The sequence below is a fragment of the Streptomyces sp. MS06 genome (genome assembly GCF_047200655.1).
Classification (GTDB): domain Bacteria; phylum Actinomycetota; class Actinomycetes; order Streptomycetales; family Streptomycetaceae; genus Streptomyces.
In genome coordinates this window covers 22,291-41,170 of sequence record NZ_JBJZOJ010000055.1, presented here as the reverse complement: position 1 = coordinate 41,170, position 18,880 = coordinate 22,291, and the positions used below count along the sequence as shown (strand labels likewise).

At 72.7% G+C, this 18,880-nt stretch carries 17 protein-coding genes and 1 tRNA gene; 8 read left to right on the top strand and 10 right to left on the bottom strand.

Annotated elements, in window-relative coordinates; genetic code table 11:
• Positions 1–218 precede the first annotated feature (218 nt).
• The 3 genes from ACL02U_RS25405 to ACL02U_RS25395 are packed head-to-tail and all read left to right on the top strand — an operon-like array spanning position 219 to position 5,429.
• Positions 219–4,661, top strand: coding sequence for a ricin-type beta-trefoil lectin domain protein (locus tag ACL02U_RS25405; RefSeq protein WP_412793255.1), 4,443 nt, complete (start codon positions 219–221; stop codon positions 4,659–4,661).
• A gap of 19 nt (positions 4,662–4,680) precedes the next feature.
• Positions 4,681–5,052: a hypothetical protein gene (locus tag ACL02U_RS25400; protein WP_412793254.1), complete on the top strand. Its 372-nt coding sequence runs from the start codon at positions 4,681–4,683 to the stop codon at positions 5,050–5,052.
• Positions 5,049–5,429 carry a hypothetical protein gene (locus ACL02U_RS25395; RefSeq protein ID WP_412793253.1) on the top strand — a complete coding sequence of 127 codons (381 nt, stop codon included), beginning with the start codon at positions 5,049–5,051 and terminating at the stop codon, positions 5,427–5,429. Before ACL02U_RS25400 ends, ACL02U_RS25395 begins: the two co-directional genes overlap by 4 nt.
• A gap of 144 nt (positions 5,430–5,573) precedes the next feature.
• On the opposite strand, the gene ACL02U_RS25390 is transcribed toward ACL02U_RS25395, so the two are convergent.
• From ACL02U_RS25390 to ACL02U_RS25365, 6 genes are all read right to left on the bottom strand, one after another.
• Positions 5,574–6,158 carry a hypothetical protein gene (locus tag ACL02U_RS25390; RefSeq protein WP_412793252.1) on the bottom strand — a complete coding sequence of 195 codons (585 nt, stop codon included), beginning with the start codon at positions 6,156–6,158 and terminating at the stop codon, positions 5,574–5,576.
• Positions 6,159–6,299: 141 nt separating this feature from the next.
• Positions 6,300–7,142 (bottom strand): MurR/RpiR family transcriptional regulator, encoded by an 843-nt coding sequence (locus tag ACL02U_RS25385; protein WP_412793251.1) that lies wholly within the window; start codon positions 7,140–7,142, stop codon positions 6,300–6,302.
• 173 nt (positions 7,143–7,315) lie between these two features.
• Positions 7,316–7,813 (bottom strand): nitroreductase family deazaflavin-dependent oxidoreductase, encoded by a 498-nt coding sequence (locus ACL02U_RS25380; protein ID WP_412793250.1) that lies wholly within the window; start codon positions 7,811–7,813, stop codon positions 7,316–7,318.
• A gap of 70 nt (positions 7,814–7,883) precedes the next feature.
• Positions 7,884–8,537: a TetR/AcrR family transcriptional regulator gene (locus ACL02U_RS25375; RefSeq protein ID WP_412793249.1), complete on the bottom strand. Its 654-nt coding sequence runs from the start codon at positions 8,535–8,537 to the stop codon at positions 7,884–7,886.
• A gap of 193 nt (positions 8,538–8,730) precedes the next feature.
• Positions 8,731–9,009: a helix-turn-helix domain-containing protein gene (locus ACL02U_RS25370; RefSeq protein WP_412793248.1), complete on the bottom strand. Its 279-nt coding sequence runs from the start codon at positions 9,007–9,009 to the stop codon at positions 8,731–8,733.
• Positions 9,009–9,593, bottom strand: coding sequence for a DUF2975 domain-containing protein (locus tag ACL02U_RS25365; RefSeq protein WP_412793247.1), 585 nt, complete (start codon positions 9,591–9,593; stop codon positions 9,009–9,011). Before ACL02U_RS25365 ends, ACL02U_RS25370 begins: the two co-directional genes overlap by 1 nt.
• Before the next feature lie 234 nt (positions 9,594–9,827).
• Here ACL02U_RS25365 and ACL02U_RS25360 point away from each other — a divergent pair, with 234 nt between their 5' ends.
• Positions 9,828–10,271: a hypothetical protein gene (locus ACL02U_RS25360; protein ID WP_412793246.1), complete on the top strand. Its 444-nt coding sequence runs from the start codon at positions 9,828–9,830 to the stop codon at positions 10,269–10,271.
• A gap of 622 nt (positions 10,272–10,893) precedes the next feature.
• Here ACL02U_RS25360 and ACL02U_RS25355 read toward each other — a convergent pair.
• Positions 10,894–12,282 carry a cystathionine beta-synthase gene (locus tag ACL02U_RS25355; protein ID WP_412793245.1) on the bottom strand — a complete coding sequence of 463 codons (1,389 nt, stop codon included), beginning with the start codon at positions 12,280–12,282 and terminating at the stop codon, positions 10,894–10,896.
• Between the two features lie 198 nt (positions 12,283–12,480).
• Between ACL02U_RS25355 and ACL02U_RS25350 the strand changes: the two genes are divergently transcribed.
• The 3 genes from ACL02U_RS25350 (at position 12,481) to ACL02U_RS25340 (ending at position 16,017) form a co-directional block, all read left to right on the top strand.
• A complete protein-coding gene (locus tag ACL02U_RS25350; RefSeq protein ID WP_412793244.1) occupies positions 12,481–13,503 on the top strand; it encodes an SGNH/GDSL hydrolase family protein in 1,023 nt (340 codons plus the stop codon).
• 171 nt (positions 13,504–13,674) lie between these two features.
• Positions 13,675–14,895, top strand: a complete 1,221-nt coding sequence (locus ACL02U_RS25345; protein ID WP_412793243.1) for an acetyl-CoA C-acetyltransferase — start codon at positions 13,675–13,677, stop codon at positions 14,893–14,895.
• Between the two features lie 309 nt (positions 14,896–15,204).
• The gene (locus tag ACL02U_RS25340) at positions 15,205–16,017 is read left to right on the top strand and encodes a hypothetical protein (RefSeq protein WP_412793242.1); all 813 of its coding nucleotides are present in this window, start codon (positions 15,205–15,207) and stop codon (positions 16,015–16,017) included.
• 187 nt (positions 16,018–16,204) lie between these two features.
• On the opposite strand, the gene ACL02U_RS25335 is transcribed toward ACL02U_RS25340, so the two are convergent.
• Positions 16,205–16,516, bottom strand: a complete 312-nt coding sequence (locus ACL02U_RS25335; RefSeq protein ID WP_412793241.1) for a hypothetical protein — start codon at positions 16,514–16,516, stop codon at positions 16,205–16,207.
• A 102-nt stretch (positions 16,517–16,618) separates the two neighbouring features.
• On the opposite strand from ACL02U_RS25335, the gene ACL02U_RS25330 reads away from it, so the two are divergent.
• Positions 16,619–16,849 (top strand): DUF4287 domain-containing protein, encoded by a 231-nt coding sequence (locus tag ACL02U_RS25330; protein ID WP_412793240.1) that lies wholly within the window; start codon positions 16,619–16,621, stop codon positions 16,847–16,849.
• 154 nt (positions 16,850–17,003) lie between these two features.
• Here ACL02U_RS25330 and ACL02U_RS25325 read toward each other — a convergent pair whose 3' ends face one another.
• Positions 17,004–17,906 (bottom strand): Bax inhibitor-1/YccA family membrane protein, encoded by a 903-nt coding sequence (locus ACL02U_RS25325; protein WP_412793239.1) that lies wholly within the window; start codon positions 17,904–17,906, stop codon positions 17,004–17,006.
• A gap of 460 nt (positions 17,907–18,366) precedes the next feature.
• Positions 18,367–18,450, bottom strand: a tRNA-Leu gene (locus tag ACL02U_RS25320).
• Positions 18,451–18,880 lie beyond the last annotated feature (430 nt).

Genomic DNA, 18,880 nt, shown 5'->3' with positions numbered 1-18,880 from the left:
GGATTTTCCTTGTCCCTTGCCGACGGTGCATGCATATGGTGATCGCCGCGCCCCGCGGACTTGACCACTTCGCGTCCGGGCGCTCACCAGCAGGCGCCTGTGGGGGAAGCGTCACGCACACGGAGTTCCACAACCGGGAGCCGCCGCTCTCCCCGGCTGCGCCTTCACACGTTTCGTGGAGGGACATAGGTGTGCATTCCACAAGATCGAAACCACCGATGACGGGGGAACGAAAGCACCGTGGAACCGCCGTCGAACGGTGGCGGCGACTCGCCGCCCTGACCGCGTTGGTCACGGCCGCCGGTGCGGCCTTCTCGGGACTTCCCGCCTCGGCGGCGGACGATTCCCTGCCCGACACCTCCTACGCCACCTCCGGCACCACCGCGGACGAGCAGCTCCGCTCGGACCAGTGCCGGATGGACATCGCGCTGCGGATCGGCGGACCGAAGGAGAAGGAGGTCGCCGCCCAGGCGCTGGACGGCACCCCGGCGCAGCTACGGGCGGTGGCGAAGCTCGGCTCCGGCGCCGACGACGAATCCGCGCTGAGCAAGGCGTGGGACGCCGACTTCAAGGCGGGGTTCAACGCCGGAATGTCGGACAAGCTGTCGGGCCGCAGAAAGGTGTGGCAGGAGTACGTACCGTCCGACACCCCGCCGCCCGGCTACACCAACGCCAAGTGGAGCTGGGCGCCGGACTTCTTCAACACGGTCGGCCTGTCCGACTGGGTGTACAACTCCTTCGCCCGGTCCGCCAGCGACCTGTACGGTCCGACGATCCGTCCCGCGTCGCAGCAGGACCAGGACGCGGCCATCGCCCTGGGCAAGAAGCTCTACACCGAGGGGCACGGTGACACGGCCGAACAGAACGCCTGGGGCAGCTGGGTGTTCGCGCCGAAGGACTTTCCGCTCGCCGCGGACGACGTGCGCCTCTTCCTCCAGGACGGCGGTTTCGCCCGCTCCGCGCCGAAGCCGGACACCCTGGAGTTCCGGCTCGCGGTGGAGGCGCTCAAGGCCCGGTTCGCCTCCTGCGACTGGCGCAACCCTCCCGACCCCAACGGGGTGCTGGGGCAGGAGACGTCCACGGCGGCCGCCGAGTGGCAGCACGAGATCTCCTCGCAGCAGCCGCAGCGCGACACCATCCTGGCCACCAACCGCGACGCCACCCGGGTGCTGGCGAAGGCCGCCGGCGACCTCGGTGAACTCCTCGGCCGCTCCTGGCAAGCCGGCCGTCTGACGACCTGGCTGCACTACTGGCAGGGCCCGGGGACGCTGGGCACCGCCCCCATCACCTTCCACCTGTCCGAGGCACACGGCATGTGCCTGGACGACCCCGGTTCCAGCAAGAAGCGGGGCACCCGCGTCTGGCTGTACACCTGCAACAAGAGCGTCGCCCAGCAGTGGACGTACGACCAGGACACCGGCGCCCTGAAGAACAAGGGCGGGAAGCTGTGCCTGGACGTGGACGGCACCCGCGGCACGCCCAAGCCGGGCTCCAGGGTGCAGCTGTGGAGCTGCAACGGCACCGGTAACCAGCGCTGGTACCTGGCCAAGGGCGGGACCGTGCTGCACAACGTCGGCACCGGCCTCTGCCTGGACACGCACACCGCGAAGAAGCGGCAGTACTCCCAGGTGTGGTCCTGCAACGGCACGAAGGCGCAGGGCTGGGACGCCTCCGAGGACAACACCGGCACCGGCGCGGGCACCGACTCGATGTTCTACCCGAGCAAGAAGTCCCGGGACGCCGTCAGCTCGCACCTGACCTCGATCCGCAGGACCGCCAAGTCCCGCCTCGACGACCTCGCCGCACAGCTCAAGACCGCAGAGGCGGACGCCGGCAAGGTCAAGGACGCCGAACGGGCCGCCTACAAGACCGCCGACGCCGAGGGCGCGCCGCGGGGACGGGGTCTGCTGGGCGCCCAGCAGGCCGCACAGGTCGCGCTCGCCACCTCCGCCGCGGTGCAGGCGGTGGACAAGGCGGGCGCCACCGCCTACCACGCCGTGACCGCCGCGGCGGACCAGGGCAGGACCCTGCGGGACCTTGCCGTCTCCCAGGCCCACCAGACCCGGGCCGAGTTCCGCGCCGCCGCCGCCAAGGAGGCCGACGCCCAGGCCGAGGCCGCCGCCGAAGGGGCAGCGGCCCAGGCGAGGACCGCCGCCGCGGCAGACACCACCGCCCACACCGAGCTCGCCGCGGCCACGAAGGCGCAGGCCGTCGCCAAGGCCGCCGCCGCCACCGCGCACGCCAAGCGTCTGGCCGCGGAGAAGAACGAGAAGACCGCTGAGGCGGAGAAGGAAACGGCGGCGGCCGAACAGGCGCGGGCGGCTGCGGACCGGGCGACGGCGCAGACCGACGCCGCAAGCGCGAGCCGGGCCGAGCAGAAGGCCGAGTCGGCCGCGGCCACGGCGGCCGCCAAGCGTCAGGCCGCCGAGGACGCGGACACCAAGGCGGCTCAGGCACGCGGAAACGCGTGGGCCGCCGCCCGCCGCGCCGACGCCGCCCAGGCCAAGGCAGCGGCCAAGGACGCCTATGCCGACGCCCACGCGTCCGCGTCCGATGCGAAGGCCTCCCGCGCGGCGGCGAACGAGGCGGACCAGGCTGCGAACGAGGCGGAGGCGGACGCGAAGGCCGCGCACGCCGCCGCCGACGACGCGACCAGCGCCGCCACGGCGGCCGACGCCGCCGCCACACGGGCGGAGGCCGCGGCCGAGCGGGCCCGAGCCGACGCCGGCGCCGCCCAGGCGGCCAAGGACACCGCCGACGCGGCTGTGAAGGAGGACACCAAGGCGGCAGCGGAGGCGATCCTGGCATCCAGGACCGCCGCCCGGGCGGCGCGTACCGCCAGCGGCCTCGCCGACGAGGCCGAGAAGCACGCCAAGGACGCCAGGGCACAGGCCGACGGGGCTGCCGAGGAGGCTGGGAGCGCCGTCGCCGCGGCCGCCGAGGCTGCCGGGTATGCCAGCACCACCGCGTCGGCGGCAGAGGCGGCCAGGGACTCCGCCTCCCAGGTGGCCGAGCCCGCCAACGATGCTGTCCAGCTCGGCTCGCCGTACAGCGACACCGACCCGGCCGCGGGTCTCGCCGTGCTGACCGGGCAGGCGTCGAAGACGATCGGCCAGCAGCAGGCCGCCGTCGCGCAGGCCCGGGCGGACCAGGCGAAGACCGAAGCCGGCCAGGCGAAGGCGGCGGCCGACGCGGCGACCGGTGACGCGAAGGCCGCCTATGAAAGTGCCGCCTCCGCTGCCGGGCATGCCGCCGACGCTCGGGCATCGGCCCGGGACGCGATGGCGTCCGCAGCCGACGCCGCCCAGGCGGCGGCGGACGCGGCAGCGACGGTGCCGCCCACACTCGCCTACGACAAGGCGGCCGGAGCCGACGCGTCGGCAGCGGCCAAGGCCGCGGACACCGCTCAGGGGTACGCCGACCGAGCCCGTGGCTCCGCCGACCAGGCAGCCCTGGACGCCGACGCGGCCCGCGCCGCGGCCGCCCGGGCGGAGCAGGCCGCCGAGCACGCGCGCGCGGCGGCCAAGCGTGCCGACGCCGACGCCACTGCCGCCGAGGCGGCGGCGAAGGACGCCCGGAAGCAGGCCGAGGACGCGCAGAAGGCGGCGGTCCAGGCCGAGAAGCAGGCCGACCGGAAGAACGTGGCGAGCCGGATCGCCGCCAACGGCGGTCTCTACACCAAGTACACGATCACCAGCGAGAGCGCCGACCCCAACGGGGACTGCGTCGGCACCGGCACCGGGTCCCACATCGGTTGCGACATCTCGATGACCTTCCACATCTCCGGAACGGTCCAGTACTGGCTGCTCTCCCAGTGCACCGTCACGTCCTCGGACGGAGACAGCTGCACCGGCCACTACATCTACCTCGACAGCAAGCCCTTCCATGTGGACTACACCAAAACCGTTCACATCAACGGCCTCAAGCTCACCGAGTCGGTCGTCAAGGGCCTGCTCAAGGGCATCACGCAGGACTTCGTCGACTGCAGCCACGGAAGCGTCGGCGGCTGCGCCTGGGCCGCCTCGGTGCTCATCCCGCCGGACAGGATCCTCCAGGCGTCCAAGCTGGTGGCGGCGGTCGAAGAGGCTCTCCGAACGGGCTCCGGCATCGACAGGGCCGTGGACGCGATCAAGTCCTCCGTCGCCGCCGGCAAGGTGAACGAGGCGCTGAGCACGACCGTCATCGCGCGGCTCGAGGAGGAGACCGGCATCGCCGCGGCCGGCGGCTCGGTCGCCGAGCGGCTGTCCCACCTGGTGCACGCCTTCCAGCTCGGCTGGGACGTCAGGAAGGAGAAGTTCCTGGCCGACGAGGCCCACACCGGCCTCCTCTTCGAGGAGCAGACCGGCACCGACCTGATCAGGTACGAACCCCCGGCTCCCGTGCCGGGCGAGGTCGACCCGCCGTCGCCCGACTGGGTCGACGCGTCCGGCCGGACCTACGATGCGATGGGCCGCAACCTCACGCCGTCGCTCTTCAAGATGATGTGGGCCAAGACCGGTAAGCGCGGACTGCGGACGACGATTGCCAAACACGTGGGCAAGGCCGACGTCACGGTCTTCGACGTGACCAACATCGGGGCGGACGACATCGCGACCCTGAAGACCTACCTCACCGACAACGACCTGCTCCAGAAGGTGACACTCGTGGGCGAGCACAGTTGACCGGCGACGGAGGACGACGATGAGCAAGGAGATCTCCGTCTCCGACGAGTACGTGTGGACGACCACCACCGGCATGTACCAGTGGATCATCGAGTACCTCAGGAGCCGGGTTCCGGACAGGGGACTGTGGGATTTCGTCGAGGAGGAGGGCTTCATCGCCGTCGACAACTTCTTCGTCAGCGATCTCCCCGAGCCGTACCGGCACCGTGTGCTGCGGATCCTGGCCGACGAGGTGCCGCAGGCGTACGCCGACGAGCGGTGCGAGACACCCGACCGGTGGTCCGTGCACGGATACGCGGTGCGCAGTCTGGAGATCCTCGCCATGATGTGCGCGGAGGTCCTGCGGGAGTCGGGAGAGCCGGACCGGCCGCGCGGGGGCGAAGCCCTGTGAAGCTCTACGACGTGGGAGTCTCGGCCGAGTACGGCTGGATCATGTACTACGGGTCGGCGCCGATGTTCGACTGGCTGGTCGGGTTCCTGTCCGAGCGTCTGCCCGAGGGTCCGCCCGCTCTGCGTGACCGGGCCGTGCGCGAGTCGGCGAACGCCGCCCACCTGTATCTGCCCGACCTTCCGCCGGACCGGTACCGCAAGGCCCTGGAGATCCTGGCCGATGAGACGGTACCGGCCGCGCGTCGGGCGATGCGGACCACCCTGGCCGGGGTCTACCCGGAGACCCACGGTTTCGATCCGGCGGTCCCGGCTCTGGGCGACGTGAAGACCGTCGCGCTGATCGCCCGGCACGTGCTGCGCCGGGAGGCGGGCGGCTGAACGAAGGCCACCGGGCCCGCACCCTTCGCCGGGGTGCGGGCCCGTCCGTGTGTCCCGGCTCGGCCACTCGCCCCGCGACCCGGTCGCCCGCCGCCCGCACCGGGCGAGCGTCGCGTCCGCGAGGACCTCCGGTCCGGACGGGCGTCAGACCAGCGTCGCGGTCCTCCGCCGCGAACCGCCCGGCGCCGCGTCCCCGGCCGCGACCCCGGTGGCGCGGTAGCCCTTCACCGCCTTGCCGGCGGGGCGGCCCCCGGACCGGCCGAGCCAGTCGACGCGCACCCACAGCAGCGCGTCCTGCGCGCGTTCGCGGTGGCCGAGCCAGGCGGCCTTGAGGCGCAGCCCGGCGCCCGCGCCCGCGAGCAGCATGCCGCCGGCCGCGGGTACGGCGAAGGAACTCCCGAACGCGGCGAGGAAGGCGAGCAGCAGCCACCACCGGTGGCCGCGCCGCCAGTTCCGCACGGTCACCTCCCGGTCCTGGAGGACGTCGTGGCGGCCCGCACGGCCGGGCGTCCGGGACAGCTCGCGGTAGCGCCCCCGGCGGGCGCAGACCACCGCTGCGGCGGTGACGAGGAACACCGCGGCGCCGGCCAGGACGCCGATACGTCGCCCGGTCAGCCCGGGCAGCGGCAGGCCGATGCCCGCCGCGAACACTCCCAGCCACCACAGCGGCGCCGCCCCTGCGCGTACGACGACGGCCACCCGAGCCAGCCCCTGACCTCCGCGTGCCACGTTCCGCCTCCTCGTCACTTCGCCATTCCTGCACGGTCGTACCGGCACGGTCGTACCGGCACGGGAGGGTAGTGGCGGAAGGTGAGACGAGTCTGAGAGCGGGCGCCGGCACTCCGCGGCACCCCGCGCCCGGCCGCGGGACTACTCCACGAAGAGGCCGCGCGCGGCGGCCCGGGCGTCGAACTCCTCCAGGCGGGCCTGCGCGTCCGGCAGGTCGTCGCACATCGCCTCCAGCAGCACGCGGCCGAGCAGCATGGGCGAGCAGGCCGTGTCGAAGGCGAGCCCGGTACCGACGGCCGCGGGCAGCAGCAGGTCGGAGGCCTTGGCGACGGGCGCGAAGGCGGAGTCGGCGACCGTGACCACGGTGAGGCCGGCCTCCCTGGCGTCCTGCAGCGTGTCCAGGACCTCGCGCGGGTACCGGGGCAGGGCGAAGCAGAGCAGCGCGGTGGCTCCCGCGCGGACGGCCGCGTCGAGCCGGTCCTGGACCATGGTGCCGCCCTCGTGCAGCAGCCGTACGTCCGGATGCACCTTGGCGGCGAAGTAGGCGAAGCCGTAGGCCTGGGAGGCGGCGGCCCGCAGGCCCAGCACGGGCAGCGGGCGACTCGCCGCGAGGACCCGGCCGGCCCGCTGCACCGGCCGCGGATCGGCGAGGGCGTCGGCGAGGTGCCGGAGGTTCTCGATCTCGGCCTCCACCGCCTGCTGGTACGCGTTGAGCGAGGCCGCGCCGGCGGTCTGTTCGGCGGGCGCGGTCTCGCGCAGGTGGCGCCGGAGCGCCGGGTAGCCGTCGAAGCCGAGGGCGACGGCGAAGCGGGTGACCGAGGGCTGGCTGACCCCGGCCAGCTCGGCGAGTTCCACGCTGGACAGGAACGGCACGTCGGCGGCGCGGCGCACCATGCTGTGCGCGATGCGCCGCTGGGTCGGCGTCAGCCGGTGGCCCTCGAAGAGCGCCTGAAGCCGTGCGCCAGGGCTGTCGGTCAGGCTCATGGACGTGCTCCCCCTCGGTCGTCGCGGTGGTCGACGCCCGGGAGCGTACTCCGGGACCGACCACCGCCTATTCAGTCACCAAGAACTCTGCATGAGGCCATACAGGACCGGCAAGGGGCGGGACCCGGCCGCATCCGCCGAGATCCGAGGGGGCACGACGCCGTGCGCCCGGACTACTCCCTCTGCGAGGGGCGCAGAGCGACCAGCGGCACGCCCTCGCGGCGGTCGGCGCCCAGGGCCTCGTAGTCCGCCTCCGTACGCGGGTCGTGGCCGACGGACCGCATCAGCCGCTCCGCCGTCCGCGGGTGGCGGCGGGCGTACTCGGCGAGGGCCCGGCCGGACTCCTCCGGCGGCAGCGGCACGGCCGTTCCCCGGTACGTGCGGCGTCCCACCTGGTAGCGCACCTGAGGCGTGGCGAGGACGTTGCGCAGCCACTGCGAGCGTTCCCCGTAGCCGGAGGCGATCAGGAACGCGCCGGACTCCGGAAGCCTGGCGACGACCTCCAGCACCACTTGGCGGGGTTGACCGGACTTCCGGCCCGTGTGGGTGAGCAGCACCATGCGCTGCCCCAGCAGCCCGCCCAGCCCCATGCGGTAGAGCTTGATCGGCGCGCGCAGCACCATGCGGCGGATCCCCCTGTCGGGTGGTCCCCCCTTGAGCGGATTGAACATGTCAGCTACCCCTCCTCTTCTGCGGAACACGCGATTTCTGCGGAACATGCGGCAGGGAGGCCGCCGGTCGTCACCGGCCGGGCGGCACCAGCAGGGAGACGATCGGTTCGGCGAGGGCGGCGAGGTCGAGGGAGGGGTCGAACAGCGCCTGCAGGACGCATCCCTCGATCGCACCGACGATCACGGTGGCGCGGGCCGCCGGATCGACCGCTTCGACCGCTTCGATAGCTTCGGCGGCTTCGACCGCTTCGGCGGCTTCGGCGGCTTCGGCGGCTTCGGCGGCTTCGGCGGCATACCCGTTCCCCGTCGTCAGCAGTGCGGTGACGGCAGCGCGGTAGTCCCGGTAGAAGGCCGCCAGGTCGAACCAGGCCGGTGTCCGCACACCCATGGACCAGACGTCCAGAAGCACCCGGGAGAGATCCCGCTCGTCCGCCAGCAGCCGCATCACGGAGCGCACCAGGAACCGCAGCCGCTCCGCAGGGTCGCCCGGGCGCCGGCCGACTTCGGCGAGCAGGTCCCGGGAACGGGCCGCGAGGCCGTCGAACGCCGCTACCAGCATCTCCTCCCGGCTGTCGAAGTAGAGGTAGACGCTGCCCTTCGCGATGCCGGCCTCACGGGCGATGTCCTCGATCCGGCTGCCGCCGTAGCCCTGTCGGGCGAAGACCCGGACCGCGGCGGTGAGGATCTCCTCGCGCCGTGCCGCGCGATCGACGTGTCTGGGCATCACCGCTCCCGAATAACGACTGACCGGTCAGTCATTATTGTAGACGCTCGCCCTGCCGACGGGACGGGAGGACGGCCGGGGGCGGCGGGCGCACCTCCGACGCCCCGGCCGCACCCGCGGCGGACGGCACTGCCTCCCGGCCGCCCGCTGCCGCCCGCGGCCGGCGGCGGTTGCGGGGCGGGGCCACCCGCCGTCAGCCAGGCCGTCCGGGGGGCGGCGGTCCGGCAGGCCGTCCGGGGGGCGGTGGTCCGGCTGGTTCGTGGGTGATCAGGTCTCCCGGCTGGCAGCGCAGGGCCTCGCAGATCCGCGAGAGCGTCGAGAAGCGGACGGCCTTGGCCCGCCCGTTCTTCAGCACCGACAGGTTGACGACGGTGATCCCCACCCGTTCGGACAGTTCGGTGAGCGTCATGCCTCGCTCGGCGAGGAGACGGTCCAGGTGGATCCGGATCGCATGGAGTTCCTCCTCGGGCATCAGATGGTCCCTTCGAGGTCCTCCCGCATGCGCACACCCTCACGCATGACCCTCCCCATGACCACTGCGGCGAGGCCGGCGAGGACGAGCGCCATCGGCCCGGAGACGGTCGGCCCCGAGCCGGCGGCCGACGCCATGCTCCCGGCGAGCCACGACCGCGACGAGCCGACGACGAGGCCGGTCAGCAGCGTGCCCACGGTGACGAACCAACCTAGGACGGTGAGCCGTTGCGCGACCGGCGCGGTGAACGGACCCTGCTGCACCACGGCCCTGAACAACCGGGAGAAGAGCAGCAGTGCGAGCGCGCCGAACAGCAGCCACGGCAGCTCGCCCCCGAGGTCGGCGGCGCGCTGCCCCGCGGAGGGACTGCCCTGGCAGAGGCGGGTGGCGCTGCCGGAGACCTCCACGCCGGTGCCCACCGGCAGCGGATCCGCGGGACGGATGTTGCGCCAGTAGTCCGTCTGCACGCAGACCGCCCCGTCGTCCAGCGCGTGCGCGACCCCCGTGCCGACGAAGGCGAGCCCGCAGAGCACCGCCAGCCCAAGGGTGACCGAGGCCAGAGCCCTGGTGAGTCGCGTGTCCATCGCACCCCTCCTTATCGATTTTCGATATGTTCAAACTAACCGAGCATATCGATATTCGACAAGTCCAGGGCTGCCGGGCGTGTCCGGGTCCCGTCCGCCGCACCGGGCCGCGCCCGCCGCCGGCAGCTGCGGCTCCCGCTCCCGCAGCCCCCGCCGGAAAGGGGAGCTAGCCCCAGTGCGCAGGACGCCGGGGGTCCCTACGTTGGTGGGCCTTGGCGGCAAGGGGAGACGACGTTGAACGGCCACGAGACGGACCTGAGTGAAGACGCCGGCCTGAGGAAGGAACTGGACGCGACGCTGAACGCCCGCCGGGAACTGGGCGAGGAGTACGAGTCCGCGCTGGTCGACTCCTTCCTGGAGAAGGTGGACCGGCGCATCGACGACGCGGTGGACCGCAGGGTGCGGCGGCAACTCGCCGAGCAGCAGACGGTGGCCGCCCGCAACGCACGGGATCCCGGGACGACGGACTCCTTCGGTGAGCGCTTCGGGTTCGGCATCGTCTCGCTGGTGCTGGCCGTGCCGCTGTCCGCGATCGGCGGGGGCACCGCCCATCTGGAGGGCCTGCTGATCGCCTGGACCGGCATCGTCGGCGTCAACGTGGTGCAGGCCGCGCGCACCACACCTGGCCTGTTCGGCAGGCGGCGCGGCGAACGCCGGGGCTCCGAACCGGAGGGCTGAGGGCCGGCCCACCGGACGCCGGGGCCCCGAACCGGAGAACGGACGGCGCGCCGGGCTCCGAGGCTCCGACGGACCGGATCGCGAGGACCGGGAGGACGGCTAGGACCGCGAGGACCGGCGGGACCGGGCGCGGCGCAGCCCGCCGCGTCCCGGGGCCCGGCACCGGACGCCCTCGGGCCGCGCACGGCGGCACGCGTCGCCCCCCGCGGCAGGCTGTGCCGCGGGGCGACGTGGAGGTTTGTGCGCGGGGACCGCCGCACCCCCATCGCTGGGGGGCGGGACGACGGCGGTCCCCGCGAGGGACGCGAGACCGGGTCAGGGCCTGGCTGCGCGTCCGTGGCGTCCATGGAGGTCCGGGAGCCGCTCCGGAGGTCCGTGACGCCGTTCGGCGTCGGTCGGGGCGGGGAGCCTCCCCCAGTGCTCAACGCCTGGGAGGTACCCCCATCGCCCTGCCGACGACCACTAATCTGCCTGAGCCGTGTTAAGCGGGTGCTGCGTGGACGTGACGCCCTCGTACCACTTCCGCTCCGCGGCGATCAGCCGCGGCCACCACAGGTTCGCCGCCGCGGCGGCCCGTTCACCGCAGGTTCGCCGCCGCTTCCCCGCCTCGGCGAGAAAGCCGCTACTTCCCCGTCTTGGCGAGAAAGGCGAGCAGGTCCTGCCGGCCGATGACACCGGTCGGCTTGCCTTCGACGAGGACGATGGCCGCGTCCGCCCGCCCGAGCACCCCCATCAGGTCCGCGACCGGTTCGCCGGAGCCGACCTGCGGCAGCGGACCGGACATGTGCTTCTCCAGCGGGTCGTCGAGGGAGGCCTTCTTGCTGAACAGGGCGTCCAGGAGTTCCCGCTCGACGACGGAGCCCACGACCTCGGCGGCCATCACGTCCGGGTGGCCGGCGCCGGGCTTGACGACCGGCATCTGCGAGACGCCGTACTCGCGCAGCACCTCGATCGCCTGGCCCACGGTCTCCTCGGGGTGCATGTGGACGAGGGAGGGGATGGCGCCGTGCTCCTTGTCATCGAGGACGTCGCCGACCCGGGCGCTGGGGCCGGTGTCCTCCAGGAAGCCGTAGTCGGCCATCCACTCGTCGTTGAAGATCTTGCTGAGGTAGCCGCGCCCGCTGTCCGGCAGCAGTACGACGACGACGTCGTCCTCGCCGAGCCGCTCGGCCACCTTCAGTGCCGCGACGACCGCCATCCCGCAGGAGCCGCCCACCAGCAGCCCCTCCTCCCTGGCGAGGCGGCGGGTCATCTGGAAGGAGTCCTTGTCGGACACGGCGACGATCTCGTCGGCGACGGTCCGGTCGTAGGCGGTCGGCCAGAAGTCCTCCCCGACGCCCTCGACGAGGTACGGCCGCCCGGAGCCTCCGGAGTAGACCGAGCCCTCCGGGTCCGCGCCGACGACCTTGACCCGGCCGTCGCTGACCTCCTTCAGGTAGCGGCCGGTGCCGGAGATCGTCCCGCCGGTGCCGACGCCTGCCACGAAGTGGGTGATCCGCCCCTCGGTCTGCTCCCACAGCTCGGGCCCGGTGGAGTGGTAGTGCGACAGCGGGTTGTTGGGGTTGGAGTACTGGTCCGGCTTCCAGGCGCCGGGCGTCTCGCGCACCAGCCGGTCGGAGACGTTGTAGTACGAGTCCGGGTGCTCGGGGTCCACCGCGGTCGGGCAGACGACCACGTCGGCGCCGTACGCGCGCAGCACGTTGATCTTGTCGGTGCTCACCTTGTCGGGGCACACGAAGATGCAGTGGTACCCCTTCTGCTGCGCCACGATGGCGAGCCCGACCCCGGTGTTGCCACTGGTCGGCTCGACGATCGTGCCGCCCGGCCGGAGCTCCCCGCTCTGCTCGGCGGCCTCGATCATGCGGAGGGCGATGCGGTCCTTCACGGAGCCGCCCGGGTTGAAGTACTCCACCTTGGCCAGGACGGTGGCCCTGATGCCCTTGGTGACGTGGTTGAGCCTGACCAGCGGGGTGTTGCCGACGAGGCTGATCATCGAGTCGTGGAATTGCACCGTTGTCTCCGGATGCTGCACAGGATGCGGTCGTGGTGGTGCCGCCAGCCTATGGCCTGCGCGGGAACGTGCGGGCCGATGACGATCGTTTGCCGGGAACGCACGGCGGGGCGGTCGTTCACTCCCCGTCGAGATTGGGCGACGGTCCGTACGGGGCAAGGAGTGGGTGTAGGGGCTACGAGGAGGTGGCGGCGACGTATGAGCAGCATGTCGAGGGCGCGGGTGGCCCGGCGCATCGCGGCGGGCGCCGCGTTCGGCGGTGGCGGTATCGGCCTGGCGGGCGCGGCGGTGGCCGGCCTGCTGCTGGCCGAGGTGCGGCTGGCCAGGCGCCATGTGGGCATCGGTACGACCCCGCACGTCCCGCACGCCGAGGGCCGGTACGGCCGGGTCTGGGACGCCCCGGGCGGGACCGCTCTGCGCCTGGCCATGCTGGGCGACTCCACGGCGGCGGGGCAGGGCGTGCACCGCAGCGGGCAGACGCCCGGCGCGCTGCTGGCCTCGGGGCTGGCGGCGGTCGCCGAGCGCCCGGTGGAGTTGGCGAACGTGGCCCTGCCGGGAGCCCGCTCGGACGACCTGGACCGGCAGGTGGGGGCGGTGCTGGCGGACCCCGCCCGGATCCCCGACGTCTGCGTGATCATGATCGGGGCGAACGACGTCACCAACCGGATGCCCGCGACCCGGTCGGTGCGGCATCTGGCGGGGGCCGTGCGGCGGCTGCGTACCGCGGGGGCCGAGGTGGTGGTCGGCACCTGCCCCGACCTGGGCACGATCGAGCCGGTGCAGCAGCCGCTGCGCTGGCTGGCCCGGCGGGCCTCCCGCCAGCTCGCGGCCGCGCAGACGATCGGGGTGGTCGAGCAGGGCGGCCGCACCGTGTCCCTGGGCGACCTGCTGGGCCCGGAGTTCGCGGCCAACCCGCGGGAACTGTTCGGCCCCGACAAGTACCACCCGTCCGCCGAGGGCTACGCCACGGCGGCGATGGCCGTACTGCCGACGGTGTGCGCGACCCTGGGGTTGTGGCCCGCGGAGGAGGAGCGCCCCGACCTCTCCCGCCGCGAGGGCTTCCTGCCGGTGGCGAGGGCCGCGGCCGAGGCCGCCTCGGAGGCCGGCACGGAGGTCGCCGCGGCGATGCCGACGGGGCCGCGCGGCCCGTGGGCGCTGCTGAAGCGCCGGCGGCGCAGGCGGGTGGCGGAGGCCGAGCCGGCGTCCGCGCGCTCGACCTGAGGGCAGCCGCCGGAGGCACGAAAAAAGCAAGCGCTTAGAAAATTGCGGTCAGGGTCACACCGCGCCGACCGTGACCCGGGCAGTACGTACGGGTAACTTCCCAGGGAGTCCGCCGCCCCCCGCACGCCCCGGCGCCCCGCCCGACGACCGCCCCTATCGACTGGAGCCGTGATGCCCGAAGCCGTCATCGTCTCGACCGCCCGCTCCCCCATCGGCCGCGCTTTCAAGGGCTCCCTCAAGGACCTGCGGCCCGACGACCTCACCGCCACCATCATCCAGGCCGCGCTGGCCAAGGTCCCCGAGCTGGACCCCCGGGACATCGACGACCTGATGCTCGGCTGCGGCCTGCCCGGCGGTGAGCAGGGCAACAACCTCGGCCGGATCGTCGCCGTGCAGATGGGCATGGACCACCTGCCCGGCTGCACCATCACCCGCTACTGCTCCTCGTCCCTGCAGACCAGCCGCATGGCCCTGCACGCCATCAAGGCGGGCGAGGGCGACGTGTTCATCTCGGCCGGCGTGGAGACGGTCTCCCGGTTCGCCAAGGGCAACTCCGACAGCCTGCCGGACACGCACAACCCGCTGTTCGCCGACGCCGAGGCGCGTACCGCCGCCGTCGCCGAGTCGGAGGGGTCGACCTGGCACGACCCGCGCGAGGACGGCCTGGTGCCCGACCCGTACATCGCGATGGGCCAGACCGCCGAGAACCTCGCCCGCGCGAAGGGCATCACCCGTGAGGAGATGGACGAGTTCGGCGTCCGCTCGCAGAACCTCGCCGAGGAAGCCATCAAGAACGGCTTCTGGGAGCGCGAGATCACCCCGGTGACCCTCCCGGACTCCACGGTCATCAGCAAGGACGACGGGCCGCGCCCCGGCGTCACGATGGAGGGCGTGCAGGGCCTGAAGCCGGTCTTCCGCCCCGACGGCCTGGTGACCGCCGGCAACTGCTGCCCGCTGAACGACGGCGCCGCGGCCGTGGTCGTCATGTCCGACACCAAGGCCCGCGAACTCGGCCTGACCCCGCTGGCCCGCATCGTGTCGACCGGCGTCTCCGGCCTCTCCCCGGAGATCATGGGCCTCGGCCCGGTGGAGGCCTCCCAGCAGGCGCTGCGCCGCGCCGGTCTGGGCATCGGCGACATCGACCTGGTCGAGATCAACGAGGCGTTCGCCGCGCAGGTCATCCCCTCCTACCGGGAGCTGGGCATCCCGCTGGACAAGCTGAACGTCAACGGCGGCGCCATCGCCGTGGGCCACCCCTTCGGCATGACCGGCGCCCGCATCACCGGCACGCTGATCAACTCCCTCCAGTTCCACGACAAGCAGTTCGGCCTGGAGACCATGTGCGTGGGCGGCGGCCAGGGCATGGCGATGGTCATCGAGCGGCTGAGCTGACCCGCCGCCCGCGGGCCGGCGCCTGAGCGCCCGTCAGGCGCCCTGCGTAGCCGCCCCGGCACCCGCCGTGAGCGTTCGGCCCGGAGTCCGGCCTTCCCCCGGACCCCGGGCCGTTCTGTGATCCAATCTCACCCAGGATGTGACCTATCTCCCCCGGGAACGGGATACCCGCAGGTCAGATGGGTGCACTGGGGGCGGTCAAGACCAGCGTCCCGCCCGTTTCGTGACGTTACGCACTGACAGGTTGATAGTCCGCCCTTCAAGCTGATGTAGGAAGTCGGGGGTCGACTTTGAACCGGGAGTACGTCAGTGAGCGCCATGCCGATCACCTTGCTGGTCACCACGGCCGCCACGGGCGCCGTGGGCGTCGCCGTCCTGCGGACCGTCGTGTTGCTGCGCCGCCAGGTGGCCGCCCTGCAGGACCAGCTCGCCCGGAACGCTCGCACCGCCGAGCGGGACGCCGCCGCGGTCCGGAGGCTGCTGCCCTCGGCCCGCTCCACGGCCGACGCCGAGCACATACGCGCGGCGGTGGCCGAGGCGCTCGCCGAGGAGCGGGAGCGGGAGCTGGCCGAGGCGCGCGCCTTCTGGGCGGCGCAGGAGGCCCGTGACGGCGACGGGCCGGCCGCCCTGCTGGGGCTGCCCGACAGCGAGCTGTTCCTGCCTCGGCAGGCCGACCACGCCGGCCTGGAGCCGGTCAGCGAGCTGGGCCACGAGACGGCCGCCGAGGCCGACGAGTTCGCCGGCGAATCCGCGGAACTGGCCGCGGCCCGGCGCCGCCACCCCTCGCACCCGGACTTCGTACCGAGCCCGTCACCGGCCGTGAACGACCACGAGCGCACCGTCTCCACCCTGGAGGAGCTGGCCTCCGCCCGGGTCGAGCTCACCGACGTCCGGCCGGGTCCGCTCGGCACCCTCGACGTCTACGTCTTCGCCGACGGCACCACGCTGTGCATGACCCCGGGCCACCGCGAGACGGCGGAGCGCCTGTCCGGCGCGCTCCGCAGCGGGCAGACCCCGTACCTGCTGGGCGGCTCGGGCATCTCCGGCGCCTACACCCTGACCTTCGCCTGCGGCGGGGAGAGCGTGTACATCCTGGCCGACCGGGTGATCGCCTCCCTGTAGCGGTCCGACGCCCGGGACGTGCGGTCCCGGTGCGGGACCAATGGCCCTGGGCGACAGCCGTGCCCCGCGGGACAGTGGAGGCAGGAGCGGCACCGGTCCCCCGCGGTGTCGCTCCGTTCCGCGATCAGCGGTGTCGCTCCGTTCCGCGATCACCGCCCCCTCCGGGAGCCGGGCACCCGCCGGACCGTCAGATTCCCGCCCGCTTCTGCGCCTCCTGGACCGCCCGCACCGCGTCGGCGACCTCGGACTCGCTCCCGAGGACGACCGCCAGATCCCGCCCCGCGACGGTGACCTGGTCGGCGGCGGCGAACATCCCCGCGTCCGGCATCTCCCGCGGCTCCTCCCCGGGCTCCTCCACCAGCTGGGCCCACCGGGCCAACTCCCTCGCCAGCTCCAGCGCTTCGGCGGCGGCACCGCGCTGCAGGCGGCTCTGCGGGGCCGCGCGCAACCGGTCGGCGAAGTGATCCACCGCGCGGGTCAGGGGTGTCGTATCAACCACGCCGCGAGCCTACGCGCCGTATCGGGACTGTTGCCAACGCGCGAACACTCAGGCACCGTGGCCTGAAGGACCGGCTTACATCCCCTGCGCACGGAGGCGCCGATGTCCCAGACCTTCTCCGAAGAGACCCATCGCAACCTGCTCGCCCGCATCCCCCAGTGCACCGGTCGTGCCATCGCCGACTGGCTGCGCGCCGTCGAGGAGGGCCCCGCCCTCGTCCGCTTCGAGGAGAAGGTCAGCTGGCTGCGGCACGAGCACAACCTCGCCTACGGCCACGCCAAGGCGATCGTCCACGAGTACGACCTGAGAAGGGCCGCGCGCAAGCTGCTCTGAGCGGCCCCGGGCGCGCACCCCGCTCCAACACGACGGAAGGGCCCCGGGTGGTCACCCGGGGCCCTTCCGTCGGCGGAGTGCAGAGGACGTGCTCCGTCGGCGGAGTGCAGAGGACGTGCCGGCCGTGCGGTCGGTCCGGCCCCGTCCGGTGCTGCTAGTCGCTCTGGTTGAGGATCGCGATGAGCCGCAGGAACTCCATGTAGATCCACACCAGCGTCACCGTCAGTCCGAAGGCGGCCAGCCACGCCTCCTCGCGCGGGGCACCGTAGGCGATGCCGTCCTCGACCTGCTTGAAGTCCAGGGCGAGGAAGCAGGCACCGAGGATGATGCCGATGATGCCGAAGACGATGCCGAGCGGACCGCTGCGGAAGCCGAGGCCGTCACCGCCGCCGATGACCGCGAACAGCAGGTTCACCGCCATCAGCAGCACGAAGCCGATCGCGGCCGCCATCACGAAGCCGTAGAAGCGGCGGGTGACGCGGATCCAGCCCGCCTTGTACGCCACCAGCACGCCGGCGAACACCGCCATCGTGCCGAGCACCGCCTGCATGGCCGCGCCGCTGGCGATGCGGTTGTCGACGACGCTGGAGATGACGCCCAGGAAGACGCCCTCGAAGGCCGCGTAGGCCAGGATCAGACCGGGCGAGGCCTTGCGCTTGAAGGACTGGACGAACGCCAGGACCATGCCGATCAGACCGGCGACGGCACCGATGCCGTAGCTGCGGCTGAGGTGGGCGTTGTCGACCGGCAGCAGAGCCCAGGCCAGTGCGGCGGTGAAGACCAGCACACCGAGCGTGGTGGCAGTGCGCAGGACGACGTCGTCCATCGTCATGCGGCCCGCGGTGGCGGCCGGCGCCGGCGGGGCACCGGTCTGCGTCCCGGACTGGGCGTACGGGTTCTGCGCGTAGGGGTTCTGCGCGTACGGGTTGCCCTGCGCGTACGGGTTGGCCTGCGTGCCCACGGCGGGACCCCCGGCCTGCGGCGCGGTGTTGAAGCCCGCGTAGCCGTTGTCGCGGCTGAACCCCCGTCGCGAGAAGACCGGGTTTCTGCTCCTCATCTCACTCCTCCATGGCCGCCGTGCGCGGCCTTGGGCTCAAGAGTAATGGAAAGGCAAAGGGTCCACCCTAGTACCTGGGGAGGATCTTTCCCTCATCGTGCTGGCCAACACGCTACGCGGCGCCGCGATTCCCGGCGAGGACCGGCACCCTTCATGACCAAGCTGCGACCTGGCCGGAACCTGGCGGAGATCACCCGGCGGCCCCGGCCGACCACCCGTCCGGCTCCCCGCCGACGCCCCGGCGGTGTGCCGCGCGTCACACGCCCCGGCAGTGGTCGCCCGCACGGGGGCGCCATCGGCTCGGCGCGGGCACACGAGGGCTGACGGGTCGATGGGTCGACGGGGGATGGGGATGGGGATGGGGATGGGGATGGGGGGCGGGATCGGCGTTTCCGCCGCCGCAGCGGGTCCGGCGCACCGCCGATCCGAGGGGACCGACGCCTCGCCGCAGGCGAGGGAGTGCCCGGAGCCGGACTTGAACCGGCACCCCCGCGAAGGGGCAGCGAGGTTTAAGCTCGCCGTGTCTGCTTTCCACCATCCGGGCAGGCCGTGGGCTCCGCTTCGATGGTCGAGCCTATCGTTGCGTCATCCCCCGAACATCGGTCCGGTGACGCGATGTTGTCTTATTTTATTGAGGTCTGAGGGAGCATCAGCCACCGGAACGGGCCGTCAGCACTTGCCACCAGCGTTACCCGTGACGGACGCCCGCGTATGCGGAATGACGGAATTTCACCGTCTGGACAAGGGTGCTCCACCTGTTCTCGAGGCGCACTCCCCTCAGGGCCGACCGGGGTCCCGCTCCTCGCGGGCAAGGGGGACCCCGGTCGCGCCCGTTTCCGCACCCGTTTCCGCACCCGTTTTCGCACCCGTTTTCGCACCCGTTTCCGCGTCCGGTCCGGACCGGAGCCCGGCTCCCGGCTCCCGGCTCCCGGCTCCCGGCTCCCGGCTCCCGGCTCCCGGTCCAAGAGTCCGGG

What these genes read in the sequence shown, in the direction of transcription:
- ACL02U_RS25385 (WP_412793251.1), bottom strand. Translation starts at nt 7,142, where the DNA reads ATGAGCCTGACCGACAGCCCTGGCGCACGGCTTCAGGCGCTCTTCGAG.
- ACL02U_RS25345 (WP_412793243.1), top strand. Translation starts at nt 13,675, where the DNA reads ATGCCCGAAGCCGTCATCGTCTCGACCGCCCGCTCCCCCATCGGCCGC.
- ACL02U_RS25365 (WP_412793247.1), bottom strand. Translation starts at nt 9,593, where the DNA reads ATGGACACGCGACTCACCAGGGCTCTGGCCTCGGTCACCCTTGGGCTG.
- ACL02U_RS25325 (WP_412793239.1), bottom strand. Translation starts at nt 17,906, where the DNA reads ATGAGGAGCAGAAACCCGGTCTTCTCGCGACGGGGGTTCAGCCGCGAC.
- ACL02U_RS25375 (WP_412793249.1), bottom strand. Translation starts at nt 8,537, where the DNA reads ATGCCCAGACACGTCGATCGCGCGGCACGGCGCGAGGAGATCCTCACC.
- ACL02U_RS25370 (WP_412793248.1), bottom strand. Translation starts at nt 9,009, where the DNA reads ATGCCCGAGGAGGAACTCCATGCGATCCGGATCCACCTGGACCGTCTC.
- ACL02U_RS25405 (WP_412793255.1), top strand. Translation starts at nt 219, where the DNA reads ATGACGGGGGAACGAAAGCACCGTGGAACCGCCGTCGAACGGTGGCGG.
- ACL02U_RS25400 (WP_412793254.1), top strand. Translation starts at nt 4,681, where the DNA reads ATGAGCAAGGAGATCTCCGTCTCCGACGAGTACGTGTGGACGACCACC.
- ACL02U_RS25330 (WP_412793240.1), top strand. Translation starts at nt 16,619, where the DNA reads ATGTCCCAGACCTTCTCCGAAGAGACCCATCGCAACCTGCTCGCCCGC.
- ACL02U_RS25380 (WP_412793250.1), bottom strand. Translation starts at nt 7,813, where the DNA reads ATGTTCAATCCGCTCAAGGGGGGACCACCCGACAGGGGGATCCGCCGC.
- ACL02U_RS25350 (WP_412793244.1), top strand. Translation starts at nt 12,481, where the DNA reads ATGAGCAGCATGTCGAGGGCGCGGGTGGCCCGGCGCATCGCGGCGGGC.